This is a genomic window from Aquabacterium sp. NJ1, from assembly GCF_000768065.1.
Lineage (GTDB): Bacteria > Pseudomonadota > Gammaproteobacteria > Burkholderiales > Burkholderiaceae_C > Aquabacterium.
Window position 1 is genome coordinate 4,336,210 of record NZ_JRKM01000001.1, and the last position, 12,099, is coordinate 4,348,308.

A 12,099-nucleotide genomic window follows, 5' to 3' on the forward strand; every position below is an offset into this window, starting at 1 on the left:
GGGTCAGGCCAGAGGCCGTGTGGTCGGGCTCAGCTTGATCGAGCCAATGTCGATCTTGGACACCGAAGGTGGTGCCGCACTGGCCGCATCCCCGCTGCTGCTGCATGCACAAGGCGCCGCACCGGGGTTGACGAAGGTCAGGCCGGATTTGGTCGGGGTGTCGGCGAAGTCCACGATCACACCTTCCAGCAGCAGGCGGCTCTCGGCGGGCAGGAAGACCTTGACGCCGTTGACGTCGGCCACTTCATCGCCCGGTGCGGGTTCGGCCTCCACCGTGAACTCCGAGTTGTAGCCTGAGCAGCCACCCGGTGTCACGGTGAGTCGAAAGCCCGCGGAAGCCGGCAGGCCAGAGAACTTCACCATGCGCCGAATGAACTTCTCGGCTGCAGGGGACACGGTCCAGTTGGGAAGCATGATCGTGTCCTTCCTCAGGCCTTGACGATGCAGCCGTCAACCGGGCACACGGCCAGGCATTGGGGCGAATCGAACTGGCCTTCGCATTCCGTGCACTTGGCCGGGTCGATGATGAAGGTGCCGCCCTTTTCGCGGATGGCAACGTTGGGGCATTCCGGTTCGCAAGCGGAGCAGCCGGTGCAGGTGGAGGCAATGATCTTCAGAGGCATGGTGGTTCTCCTTCAGTGGCAGTGGTGAAAGGTCGGTCCCGTGTTCAGGCGGCTTCTGCGGTGTAGGCGCCCTGGCGGATCGAGGCATCGCCGCGAGGCTGGTGGCTGATCTCACCGCGTGCGATGCGGCCGGTGTAGTCAGCAAACCAGCTCAGCGCTGCTTTTTCGATGAACTCGTGGGCGTACTGGTCAACGGGTTCGATGCCGGCGGCCTGGAGCTCGTCACGGGGGCAGGCGCCGATCTTGGCGACCAGCACGGCGTGGCAGTCGTTGATGGCCTTGACGATGGACGGCAGTTGCTCGTCTTCGCCATAACCGCCCTGACAGTACAGGTCCACACGGCGGTGACCGACGAACAGGGCCTCTTGCGCAGAGACCTCGAAGATCTGGAACTCGGTGGCATGCCCGAAGTGCAGGTTGACGCGACCATGGCCTTCGGTGGCCACGGCGACCAGCACCTTCATGTCGGGGGCCACTTCGCCCATCTGGGCCTTGGCGCTGGCCAGCGCTTCTTGCTTGGCCGCGTGTTGCGACTGGCGCTCTTCTTCGACCTTGTCCTGGTAGTGCTTGCGCTTGTCCAGGTCGTAGACGATCTCCATCTCTTCGATCTTGTCGAGCGTGAACTCTTCGGAGCGATCCTCGCCCAGCAAACCCACGGCATCAGCACGGCATTGCCTGCAATGGCGCATCAGGTTCGCGCCGCCCATGCAGGCGTCCTGCACGGCCTTGAGCTCTTGCGCCGTGGGGCCGCGCTGGCCGGTCAGGCCGAACACGGTGCCGTGCTCGGCTTCGGAGATCAGCGGCATGATGTTGTGCAGGAAGGCGCCGCGTTTCTTGACCTCTCGGTTCACCTCGATGAGGTGCTCGTCGTTGATGCCGGGTATCAGCACCGAGTTGATCTTGGTGAGCACGCCACGCGCCGTCAGCATCTCCAGGCCGAGCATCTGGCGTTCATGCAGGATCCTGGCGGCTTCATAGCCGGTCACGCGCTTGTGATCCCAGAAGATCCACGGGTAGATCTTCTCGCCCACGGCCGGGTCGACCATGTTGATGGTGATGGTGACGTGGTCGATGTTGTACTTGCAGATCTCGTCGACCAGATCGGGCAGGGCCAGGCCATTGGTGGAGATGCACAGCTTGATGTCCGGTGCCGTTTCCTGCAGCATGCGGAAGGTGTCGAAGGTCTTCTTGGGGTTGGCAAGCGAGTCGCCGGGGCCGGCCACGCCGAGCACGGTCATCTGCGGGATCTCGCTGGCCACGGCCAGCACCTTCTTGACGGCCTGTTCGGGCGTGAGCTTCTGAGAGACCACACCGGGGCGCGACTCGTTGGAGCAGTCGTACTTGCGGTTGCAGTAGTTGCACTGGATGTTGCAGGCCGGGGCCACGGCCACGTGCATGCGGGCATAGTGGTGGTGGGCCTCTTCGGAGTAGCAGGGGTGGTTCTTGACCTTTTCCCAGATCTCTGCGGGCATGTCATCGGGCCCGCCCGACGAGCCGCAACTGGCCTTGCCCTCGCCGCCGGTGGTGCCGCAGCCCCCGCCGGATGAAACAGGTTCAACTGGTGCGCCCAGCGGGCGGATCTGGCCGATGCCGATGAAGGCCTTGGCGGCCAGTGATGACGATGCGTCCATTTGGTTTCCCCGTCAGTGGGCCGAGGGCCCGGAATGAGGGGCCTTTTGCCAGTTCCGTGCCACCTTTTTGAGTACGGAAAATCAAGCACTTAGCGCGCTTTTGAACAGCCGGGCGACGCTGCGTGAATGCTTTGGTACAGGCCTTGTCGCAAGGCGCTGTCATGGTTCTGACAAAGCTGACACGAGTGCATTGACCTGACGCCGTGCAGCCGGCTCGGCACGTGTCTTGCACGTTGTTCCGGGTGTCTTACAGCCGCATGCACGGTCGGGAGTTGCACATGGGCGCGATCAGCATTCCACTCAGCCAGTTAGAGCCCCGCCTGACGCTGCCCGCGCAAGTGGGGGAGCCTTTGCCCCAGCCCACCTTGAGCTGGCAGGCCGATGGCAGTGGGCGGCATGACGATGAAATCGAAGACCTGGTGGCCTTGCTGATGGAACACGCCACTTACCCAGGCGTGTTGTCGCGCCATCTGGCGCGGGCATTGGCCGAAGCCAGCATGGGCCCCAACCATTTGTGGGAAGACCTGGGGCTGGCCAGCCGGGATCAGCTCAATGCGCTGATGCAGGCGCACTTCACGTCATTGAAGGCGCTGAACGTGAACAACATGCGCTGGAAAAAGTTCTTCTACCGCACGCTGTGCGAGCGCGCGGACATCCTGATCTGCAAATCACCCCACTGCGAGCAGTGCGACGACAAGCCGCAGTGCTTCGAGTGAGCCCTTGGCTGATCAGTTGGGTTTGCGCAGGGCCACGTCGAGCTGGTCGACCACCTCGGCCCAGTCGGCGTCTTCCAGCAACTCTTCCCTCAGAAGGGCTGCTTGAGCCGGCGACCAGAAAGGCGCATCGGCCAGCTTCACGTTGGGTGACAGCCGTGCATGGATGTTCAGAAAGCGCGCGATGCCGAGTTCGTCATTGGGCAGGCCCAGTTGGGCGAACAGCTCGGGGAGTCGGTGAAACGATGGGTTCATGGCTGCACCTCGCGGTGGGGACGGTGGCCCGGGTGGGCCCCATGCTTCATGATCAGTGAAAAGGGCTGGCTTGTCAGCCTTCGCGTGGTTTCACCCTGCTGGCGTCGAACTGAATGCAAAATGGGCCGCATCGACACAAGAGAGGCTCAACATGGATGCTCGCCTGACCTTGAACGGCCACGTCAGTGACCTGGGCGGTGGCTTTGTGGTGCGGCGCCTGCTGCCCGCGGCGAGGCGTCAATCCGTCGGCCCCTTCATCTTCTTTGACCATTTCGGGCCATTGGTTCAGCAGCCTGATGCGCAAACCGATGTTCGCCCGCATCCGCATATCGGGCTGGCCACGGTGACCTACCTGTTCGAAGGCGCCATGATGCACCGTGACAGCCTGGGCTCGGTGCAACGCATCGAGCCCGGCGCCATCAACTGGATGACCGCAGGCAGTGGCATCGTGCATTCCGAGCGCACGCCCGATGACCTGCGCCACGTGACGCGCCCCATGCACGGCTTGCAGTTGTGGGTGGCCTTGCCGCAGGCGTTGGAGGAGGTGTCGCCCAGCTTCACGCATACCCCGGCCGACGCCATCCCCGAGGTGCGCTTGCCGGGGTGCTGTGTTCGCGTGCTGGTGGGGCAGGGCTGGCAAGTGAGCTCGCCGGTCAAGGCGGCATCACCGACCCTGTACCTGGACGTGCAGCTGGATGCCGGTTGTAGCCTGGACCTGCCGGCCTTGGCGCCGGAGATGGCGGTCTACACCGTGGCGCAGGCTTTGACGCTGGATGGCGAGGCCTTGCCGGCTCAAACGATGGCGATGTTGAGCGGCGCCACCCGCTTGGCCAATGAAGGCGATGCACCCGCGCGCTTTGTCGTGATCGGCGGCGAGCCGCTGGACGGCCCGCGCTTCATCTGGTGGAACTTCGTGTCCAGCGACAAGGCCCGCATCACCCGTGCGGCGCAGGACTGGGCGGATGCCCGCTTTGCCAACGTGCCTGGCGAGACCGAGCGCATCGAGCTGCCCGCTAGGCGGCCTTGGTGAGCAACTGGTCGAGATCGGCCCGCACCGCTTGCAGCACGCCAGCCCAATCCCCCGGCTTGTCTTGTCGGTAGAGCTTGAGGCTGGGGTACCAGGGGTTGTCCTGGCGGTCCTGCAGCCAGCGCCAGTCGGCGCTGCGCGCCAGCAGCATCCAGGTGGGCTTGCCCATGGTGGCGGCCAGGTGGGCCAGGCTGGTGTCCACGGCGATCACCACATCCAGCAATTCGCAGATGGCGGCGGCATCGGTGAACACCTTCTGCTCGGTACCAAAATGCCGGATGGCCGGATGTGAGGCCAGCACCGCCTGGTCAGACGCGCGCACGTCCTTGTGCAGGCTGATCCATTCGACGTCGTCACCCAGGATCTGAACGATGTGCTGCAGCGGGATGCTGCGTTTGTAGTCGTCCACGTGGGAGGGGTTGCCGCTCCAGACCAGGCCGACGCGGGGCTTGCGTTTTGCGCCCAGCAAGGTTTGCCAATGCGACAGCTGAGCGGGCTCGACGCGGATCACATCCGGCGGCGGGGGCATGTTGCTCAGATCGGTCTTGAGCAACATGGGCAGGCTCATCAGCGGGCAATAGAAATCATGTGCGGGTGGCTCGCTGCCTTGGGCAATCAGCTCGACCGAAGGCAGGTGCTGCAGCAAGTCCATCAAGGCCGGCTGCACCTCGAACACCACGCGCGCGCCCATGCCAGCCAGCAGCGGGGCGTAGCGGCAGAACTGGATGGTGTCACCCAGGCCTTGTTCGCTGCACACCAGCACGGTCTTGCCCGCCAGCGGCTCAGCGCCGGTCCACATGGGCGCAGCGTAAGTGTCCTTGAGGCCCAATGCCTGTGGCCGTTTGAGGCGCCACTCGCTTTCCAGCCAGCCTTGCTCGAACTCGCCCAGGCGCAGCAGCAGCATGCCCAGGTTCCAGTGCGCATCCACCGACTCGGGATTGAGCTCGATGGCGCGGTTCAGGCTGGCGCGCGCCTCGTCGTAGCGCAGCAGGTCGCTCAGCACGGTGGCGCGGTTGTTGTAGGCCGCGAAGTAGACCGGGTCCAGCTCGATGGCCTTGTCGAAGTCCTGCAAGGCTTCATCCAGCCGGTTGAGCTTGCCCAGGGTGTTGCCCCGGTTGTTGTAGGACTTGGGGGCCTTGGGGTCCAGCGAGATCGCCTTGTTGTAGTTCAGCAGGGCCAGGTCGTACTGGCGCAGCTCCATGTAGGCAGCACCCCGGTTGTTGAGCGCGCTGACGCTGTCGCGGTCGATCTTGAGCGCGCGGGTGATCAGGTCGACGGCCTTGTCGGCATGGCCCAGTTGCAGCGAGATCACGCCGGCGAGGTGCAGGGCGTCGAAGTGCTTGGGTTGGGCCTGGATGACCTGCTCATAAAGCTGCAGCGCCTGCGCCAACTGGCCGCCCTGGTGCAGCGCCCAGGCTTGCTGGAAGCGCGCTTGCGCCTGCACGGCGGCTGGCTGCGCGAACATGCCGGATGTCTTCAGGGAAAAGGGCGGGTTGGCTTTCATCGTGGGCCTACTTTAACCGAGGCCACCTGATGCCCTTTCCCTGCGAATCCCCCGGTCTGCGGGTCAGAACTTGCGCACTTCGATGTCGTATTTCTGCAGGGCGTACCCCATCTGTCGAGGGGTGATGTTGAGCAGGCGCGCTGCCTTGGCCTGCACCCAGCCGCACTTCTCCATGGCCCAGATGAGCCGGTCGCGTTCGCCCTCGGGCTTGTCGTCGGTGGCCACGGCGGCACCGCCACCCTGAGGCTGCCCGTATTCCGCCCCCCCATAGCCTGCAGATGCCTCCCTGGGCGGGGCTTCCGTCACGGGGATGGCGATGGGGCGGCCGGGTTTGACCGCGTCTTCACGGTCGATGTAGTGCAGCACCTGGGTCAGGCAGCGGTTGTCATGGCAGGGGAAGCTCAGGTCGGTCAGGTCTTCGTTCAGCGCCATGGTGGCGGTGCGCTCGACGCAGTTCTCCAGCTCGCGCACATTGCCCGGCCAGTAGCAGCTGGTCAGCACCTTCAGGGCGCGTGGCGTGACCTTGACCTTGCGGCTGTTCTCGCGGTTGAAGCGTGCCAGGAAGTGCTCGACCATCAAGGGGATGTCTTCGCGGCGCTCACGCAGCGGTGGCAGGAAGATGCTGACCACGTTGATGCGGTAGTACAGGTCGGCGCGGAACTCGCCGGCCGCCACCATCTTTTCCAGATTGCGGTTGGTGGCCATCACCAGGCGCACGTCCACCTTGATGGGGTGGCTGCCACCGACGCGCTCGAACTCCTTTTCCTGCAGGACGCGCAGCAGCTTGGCCTGGAAAGAGGCCGAGATGTCGCCGATTTCATCGAGGAACAGCGTGCCGCCGTGGGCCATCTCGAAGCGTCCCTTGCGCGAGCCAACCGCCCCGGTGAACGCACCTTTTTCATGGCCGAACAGTTCGGACTCCAGCAGCGATTCGGTCAGCGCCGCACAGTTCACACGCACGAAGGCCGCATCCTTGCGGGGCGACAGGTTGTGCACGGCCCGCGCGATCACTTCCTTGCCGGTGCCGCTTTCGCCCCGCAGCAAGACCGTGGTCTTGGTGGGCGCCACCTGGTGCACCTCGGCAAACACCTCCTGCATGCGCGGCGAGCTGCCAATGGCCATGTCCAGCTGGAACACCGGCTTGAGCGCCTTGGACAGGCGGCGAGCCTCTTCATACAGGCGGCCTTGTTCGGCGCTCACGCCGCGGTGCAGCAGCAGGTTCTGCCCCATGAGGCTGGCCACCATGGACAGCAGGCGCAGGTCTTCGTCGAACACGCCGGAGCGGGTGGTGACGCTACGGTCCATGGTCAGCACGCCCAGCGTGCGGCGGTCGGCCTTGATGGGCGTGGCGATGTAGGCGATGGTCTCATCCGGTGATTGATCGGCCGCGCCCGTGCGGTTGAGGAACATGGGCTCGGCAGAGATGTCAGGCACCACCATGGGCACGCCCGTGCTGAAGACCCGACCGACGATGCCTTCTCCCACTGAAAAGCTCAGCTTCGCAGACTCGTCGCGTGACAAGCCCACCGAGCACATGCCGCACAGCGGGCCCTCTTCGGTCTGCAAGATGACGGCGCCCCGCCGCCAACCCATCATGGACACCAGCACATTGAGCGCTTCACGGAAGGTTTTGTGAATGTCGAGCGAGGCGCCCAGGATCTTGCTGACCTGGTAGACGGTCAACAGTTCAATGCTTGCGCGTTCGTGGTGCATGCTGACCATGGCGGTTCTTCCTCGCAGTGTGATGGTGCAGACCCACCGACGCATTCACCGACATGGGTCGACTTTTGATCGACAAACGGGAACGCAACCCTGCATGGGGCCTGATGCTGGCATGATCTGCAAAAAGCAGGCCTGATAAAGTCGCAGGCATGCCTGCAGCACCGTTTCAACCCATGGTCTTTGTGGACCTGGAGACCACCGGGTCCACCGGCACCGTGGACCGCATCACCGAGATCGGCATCGTCGAACTCAACGAAGAGGGCGAAGCCCGCGAGTGGTCCAGCCTGGTGAACCCCCAGACCACCATCCCCAGCTTCATCCAGTCCCTCACCGGCATCACCAACGACATGGTGGCGGGTGCCCCCACCTTCGCCGAGCTGGCCGACGAGGTGCTGTCGCGCCTGCATGGGCGCTTGTTCGTCGCCCATAACGCACGGTTTGACTATGGCTTTCTGAAAAGCGAGTTCAAGCGCCTGGGCCTGGATTTCAAGGCGCCGGTGCTGTGCACCGTCAAGCTCTCGCGCAAGCTGTTTCCGCAATACAGCAAACACAATCTGGACGCCCTGGTCGAACGCCACGGCCTGCACATGCCGGCGCGCCACCGCGCCCTGGCCGACGCCGACGTGCTGCGCCAGTTCTGGCAGGTGCTGCAAGCCCAGTTGCCCGCCGAGACCTTGCAGGAAGCCGTGGACAGCCTGACGGGCCGCAGCAGCTGGCCCACGCACCTGGACCCGGCCTTGCTCGATGCGCTGCCCGAGCGCCATGGTGTCTACCTTTTTTACGGTGACAACGATCTGCCGCTGTACATCGGCAAGGCCAACAACCTGCGCCAGCGCGTGCTGTCGCACTTCAGTGCGGACCACCGCATCGCCAAGGAGATGAGCCTGTCACAACAGGTGCGTCGCCTGGAGTGGGTCGAGACCACTGGCGAGATGGGCGCTTTGCTCAAGGAGGCGCAGCTCATCAAGCAATGGCAGCCCACGCACAACCGGCGCCTGCGCCGCAACAACGAGCTGTGCACGTGGCGGCTGGTGCCAATGTCTGATGCGGCTGGTGATGAGGGCGACGCCGAAGCCCCCGTCAGGCCCGAGCTGGCCTGGGCGCGCGACCTGGACTGGGGCCGCCAGGACCAGGTGTACGGCCTGTTTGGCAGCCAGAAGGACGCACTCAAGACCCTGCGCGAGATCGCCGAGTCAGCGCAACTCTGCCTGGTGACGCTGGGGCTGGAGAAGGTGGCAGCAGGCCGCCCGTGCTTTGGCTACCAGTTGCACCAGTGCAGCGGCGTGTGCATCGGCGAAGAGAGCCTGTCCGACCACAGCAAGCGCTTGCGCACTGTGATGGCTGACTGGCGTGTGCAGACCTGGCCTTATGGCGGGCCGGTCGCGGTGCAGGAAGGTCAGGGCTGGCACGTGCTGGATGCCTGGTGCTACCTGGGCACAGCCACCAGCGAAGCGGGCGTGAACGAACTGCTGCAACAGGGGCGCCCGACTTTCGACAAGGACACCTACAAGATCCTGGTCAGCTGGTTGCCCAGGCAGCGGGTGGAGCCGCTCAGTGGCAGACGGCGTGATCCGTCGTGAGGAAGGCCGTCTGGTTGCCGTCGCGGGCCTGAGCCGAAGCGCAGCGGATGTTGCGCCCTTCGATGACGTTCTGGTCATTCATGCGGCAGTTGTCCGTCTGCAGGCACTGGCGGTTGGTCTGGGTGTCGTACCAGTCGTTGCGCCAGCTCAGGCGCAGGGATTCGACCGGGCGGCGCGCGCCACCCGTGCTGCTGCACAGGCCATCGGTGATCCAGGCTTCGGTGCGTGAATCGCTGTAGGCGACGTAGAACTCGTTGCTGTAGCGCAGGTGCAGGCAAAAGGGCTTGCCTGTCACGCCCTGCGCCAGATCGGGCGTCAGGGTGACGCTGTCGACCATCATCTCCTCGCTGCTCGCTGGCGGCCGCAAGGTGCACGCGGTGATGGACAGCAAGGCCGGGGCGGCCAGCATACACAGTGCGAGGGCAGGGCGGAGCTTCATGCGCAACATGCTGCCACCTTGTCGACCTGGGCGATAGGCTTTGAAGCACAGGCGCCCAGCCCTTGTTCACGGGATTGGCCAGGGTGGCTCGCCGCGGCGGGATCAGCCTGGCAGCAAAAAGGCGCGCACATGCCGTGCCGCCATCTCGGGCTGCTCCTGCATGAAGCAGTGGCCACCTGGCACCTGCAAAGCCTGCACAGCCTCGTTGACCCCCTGCCAGCGGGCCACGGACTCGGTGACGAAGGGAAAGGTCTTTTCGGCGTGCAGCACCATCGTGGGCGTGCGCACCTTGCCCAGCAGGCCCCACAGGCGATCCGGCGCAGAGCTGAAGATGTCGGCTTCGCGGCTGGGGCGGCATTTGAGTTCCACACCACCATCCTCCGCATCCTTCAGCGCGTGGGTCACGAAGGCCATCAAGGCGTCGTCCGCCCAGCCTTTGTAGACGCCCTTGCTGTGCAGCAGGCGGAAGGCCTCCTCGCGGCTGGGCCAGTGTTTGCGGCGCGCGCGAGCCTGTCGCGCCAGCGGCGTGTGTTTCGTGACCCCGGTCAACTCCCCCACCGACATGCCCATGATCATGGCGGGCGTGAACAGCACCGGGTCCAGCAGCACGGCCCTGGCAAAGCGCTTGCGCTGCTCGCCCAGGATCAAGGCCGTCAGCACGCCACCAAAGCTGTGGCCGGCCGCGTAGTGCGGCGCCTGGGTAAACGCGCTGCCTTGGGCGTCCAGCGCCTCCATGGCCAGCTCGGCATTGCGGTTCCAGCCCAGAAAGCGGCCGCCGTGGTCGCTGTCACCATGGCCTTGCTCGTCGCACAGCCAGAGGTCGAAGTCGTTGGACAAATGGGCCAGCATGGGCTCGTACATGCGCCCGCAAAAGCCATTGCCATGGAGGAAGTGCAGCAGGGGCTTGCCGCTGGGCGGCGTGTGCCAGCCTCGGAGCGTGAAGCCTTCGCGTGTGGTGTGGTGCCAGGGGAACAACTGCATGAGATCGAGGGGCGCCAGAACGCGCGTGGTTTGACTTTAGGGGTGTGCCATCCAAAGCCATTGTGCCAACATCAATTCAATACATGCCGTGACTGAGGAGGAAACCGTCATGCCAAGAAGCCGCAACCCCATCGTGATTGTCCATGGTTGGTCGGACACGTCCGACTCCTTCAAGCCTTTGGCCCAATGGCTGAAAGGGCAAGGGTTCAAGACCCTGAACCTCTTCCTGGGTGACTACATCTCGATGGAGGATGACGTCACCATCGATGACGCCGCCAAGGCCATGGAAGCCGCGGTGGCCGCGCAGATCAAGGCCGGCAAGCTCAAGCTGCCGTTTGACCTGATCGTGCATTCAACCGGTGGCCTGGTGTGCCGGACATGGCTGTCTGCCTACTACACGGGCGTGCAGCCCCAGAGCATGCCGGTGCAACGCCTCGTGATGCTGGCGCCCGCCAACTTTGGCTCGGCACTGGCCACCGTGGGCCAGACCGTGCTGGGTCGTGTGGTCAAGGGCTGGGGGCATGGCTTTCATACCGGCAAGCAGATGCTCAATGGGCTGGAGCTGGGCTCGCCCTTCCAGTGGGATCTGGCCTTGCGTGACCTGTTCCAGTTGGACCACGCCGGCGCAGGCACGATCTACGGGCAGGACCTGGTGTGGCCCTTTGTGCTGGTGGGCTCCATGCCGTACCAGCATGGTTTGCGACAGATGGTCAACGAGCACGGCTGCGACGGCACGGTGCGCGTGGCCGCGGCCAACCTGAACGCCTATGGCGCCACGCTGGACTTCACCAACCCCACCGCACCCACGGTGCTGGGCATGACGGCGTCCAACAACCAGGCAGCAGTGCAGACAGGCGCTTTCACGCCCTGGCCCTATCGGTATGACGAGGCCATGGCCTTCCCGCTGGGGGTGATGAACCGGCGCGATCACGCCAGCATCACCGACCCATCCATCAAGGGTGACGACGAGTCGGACGCCGACCAGAAACTGTTCCAGGACTACCTGCTGCAAGCCCTGAACTGCCCCACCTACGCCGACTACCAGGCCATGGAGCAGGCCTGGCGGGCCCACTCGGACCAAGTCCAGGCCCCTGGAACGGCCGATGACGATCACCACATGCACCTGCAGCTCAATGTGTTCGTGGTGGACGAGTACCAGAAGCCCGTGACCGACTACCTCATCGAGTTCCTGGCGCCGAACTACGAGCAGACCACCGACCTGACGGGCCTCTTCCATGACAAGGTGATCCAGGACGTTCACGCGTGCACGCAGAACGCGGCCCTGAAGACCATCTTCATCAACCGGCAGCACCTGTTTGACCTGTTCTACGACCGGATTCCCGATGGGAAGCCCAAGGAATTACGCTTGAGCCTCAGTGCCTCGGCCCCCGGCGACAACGTGCACTACTTCAGCGAGGCCTACGGTGCGGAGGGCGAGTTCGTCGTGCATTCGGTGGACGAGGCCTCGCGCTGGTTGCGGCGCAATGCCACCCATTTCCTGAAGATCGTCATCCCTCGTCAACCCAGCAGCGAGGTTTTCAAGCTCAAGCCGGCATGAGCGCCTGAGGTGTAAAAACCACCCCCCTCCCTGAAAGTGGTGCGTCGCTTCTGGTAGAAACCTGCA

Annotated in this window: 12 protein-coding genes; 4 read left to right on the forward strand and 8 right to left on the reverse strand. The window is 64.3% G+C overall.

Features of this window, described 5'->3' with window-relative positions; translation table 11 throughout:
* Positions 1 to 3 precede the first annotated feature (3 nt).
* The 3 genes from JY96_RS18735 to nifB are packed head-to-tail and all read right to left on the reverse strand — an operon-like array spanning position 4 to position 2,254.
* Positions 4 to 414 carry an iron-sulfur cluster assembly accessory protein gene (locus JY96_RS18735; protein WP_035039759.1) on the reverse strand — a complete coding sequence of 137 codons (411 nt, stop codon included), beginning with the start codon at positions 412 to 414 and terminating at the stop codon, positions 4 to 6.
* A 14-nt stretch (positions 415 to 428) separates the two neighbouring features.
* Positions 429 to 623 carry a 4Fe-4S binding protein gene (locus tag JY96_RS18740; RefSeq protein ID WP_035039761.1) on the reverse strand — a complete coding sequence of 65 codons (195 nt, stop codon included), beginning with the start codon at positions 621 to 623 and terminating at the stop codon, positions 429 to 431.
* 44 nt (positions 624 to 667) lie between these two features.
* Complete coding sequence (nifB, locus tag JY96_RS18745) at positions 668 to 2,254, reverse strand: nitrogenase cofactor biosynthesis protein NifB (RefSeq protein WP_035039763.1); 1,587 nt, start codon at positions 2,252 to 2,254, stop codon at positions 668 to 670.
* A gap of 278 nt (positions 2,255 to 2,532) precedes the next feature.
* Between nifB and JY96_RS18750 the strand changes: the two genes are divergently transcribed.
* Positions 2,533 to 2,970 carry a nitrogen fixation protein NifQ gene (locus JY96_RS18750; RefSeq protein ID WP_052162721.1) on the forward strand — a complete coding sequence of 146 codons (438 nt, stop codon included), beginning with the start codon at positions 2,533 to 2,535 and terminating at the stop codon, positions 2,968 to 2,970.
* Positions 2,971 to 2,982: 12 nt separating this feature from the next.
* Here JY96_RS18750 and JY96_RS18755 read toward each other — a convergent pair whose 3' ends face one another.
* Positions 2,983 to 3,222 carry a DUF2789 domain-containing protein gene (locus JY96_RS18755; protein WP_035039765.1) on the reverse strand — a complete coding sequence of 80 codons (240 nt, stop codon included), beginning with the start codon at positions 3,220 to 3,222 and terminating at the stop codon, positions 2,983 to 2,985.
* A 151-nt stretch (positions 3,223 to 3,373) separates the two neighbouring features.
* On the opposite strand from JY96_RS18755, the gene JY96_RS18760 reads away from it, so the two are divergent.
* Positions 3,374 to 4,252 carry a pirin family protein gene (locus JY96_RS18760; RefSeq protein WP_035043635.1) on the forward strand — a complete coding sequence of 293 codons (879 nt, stop codon included), beginning with the start codon at positions 3,374 to 3,376 and terminating at the stop codon, positions 4,250 to 4,252.
* On the opposite strand, the gene JY96_RS18765 is transcribed toward JY96_RS18760, so the two are convergent.
* Both JY96_RS18765 and nifA read right to left on the reverse strand, forming a co-directional pair.
* Positions 4,236 to 5,714, reverse strand: coding sequence for a tetratricopeptide repeat protein (locus tag JY96_RS18765; protein ID WP_161784363.1), 1,479 nt, complete (start codon positions 5,712 to 5,714; stop codon positions 4,236 to 4,238). The two genes, JY96_RS18760 and JY96_RS18765, sit on opposite strands and share 17 nt — an antisense overlap.
* A gap of 102 nt (positions 5,715 to 5,816) precedes the next feature.
* Complete coding sequence (nifA, locus tag JY96_RS18770) at positions 5,817 to 7,475, reverse strand: nif-specific transcriptional activator NifA (RefSeq protein WP_035039767.1); 1,659 nt, start codon at positions 7,473 to 7,475, stop codon at positions 5,817 to 5,819.
* A 149-nt stretch (positions 7,476 to 7,624) separates the two neighbouring features.
* On the opposite strand from nifA, the gene JY96_RS18775 reads away from it, so the two are divergent.
* Positions 7,625 to 9,055: a 3'-5' exonuclease family protein gene (locus JY96_RS18775; RefSeq protein ID WP_035039769.1), complete on the forward strand. Its 1,431-nt coding sequence runs from the start codon at positions 7,625 to 7,627 to the stop codon at positions 9,053 to 9,055.
* Here JY96_RS18775 and JY96_RS18780 read toward each other — a convergent pair.
* Positions 9,027 to 9,494 carry a hypothetical protein gene (locus tag JY96_RS18780; protein ID WP_152606574.1) on the reverse strand — a complete coding sequence of 156 codons (468 nt, stop codon included), beginning with the start codon at positions 9,492 to 9,494 and terminating at the stop codon, positions 9,027 to 9,029. The two genes, JY96_RS18775 and JY96_RS18780, sit on opposite strands and share 29 nt — an antisense overlap.
* Before the next feature lie 102 nt (positions 9,495 to 9,596).
* Positions 9,597 to 10,475 carry an alpha/beta fold hydrolase gene (locus JY96_RS18785; RefSeq protein ID WP_035039772.1) on the reverse strand — a complete coding sequence of 293 codons (879 nt, stop codon included), beginning with the start codon at positions 10,473 to 10,475 and terminating at the stop codon, positions 9,597 to 9,599.
* 109 nt (positions 10,476 to 10,584) lie between these two features.
* Between JY96_RS18785 and JY96_RS22515 the strand changes: the two genes are divergently transcribed.
* Positions 10,585 to 12,033: a triacylglycerol lipase gene (locus tag JY96_RS22515; protein ID WP_052162723.1), complete on the forward strand. Its 1,449-nt coding sequence runs from the start codon at positions 10,585 to 10,587 to the stop codon at positions 12,031 to 12,033.
* Positions 12,034 to 12,099: the final 66 nt, after the last annotated feature.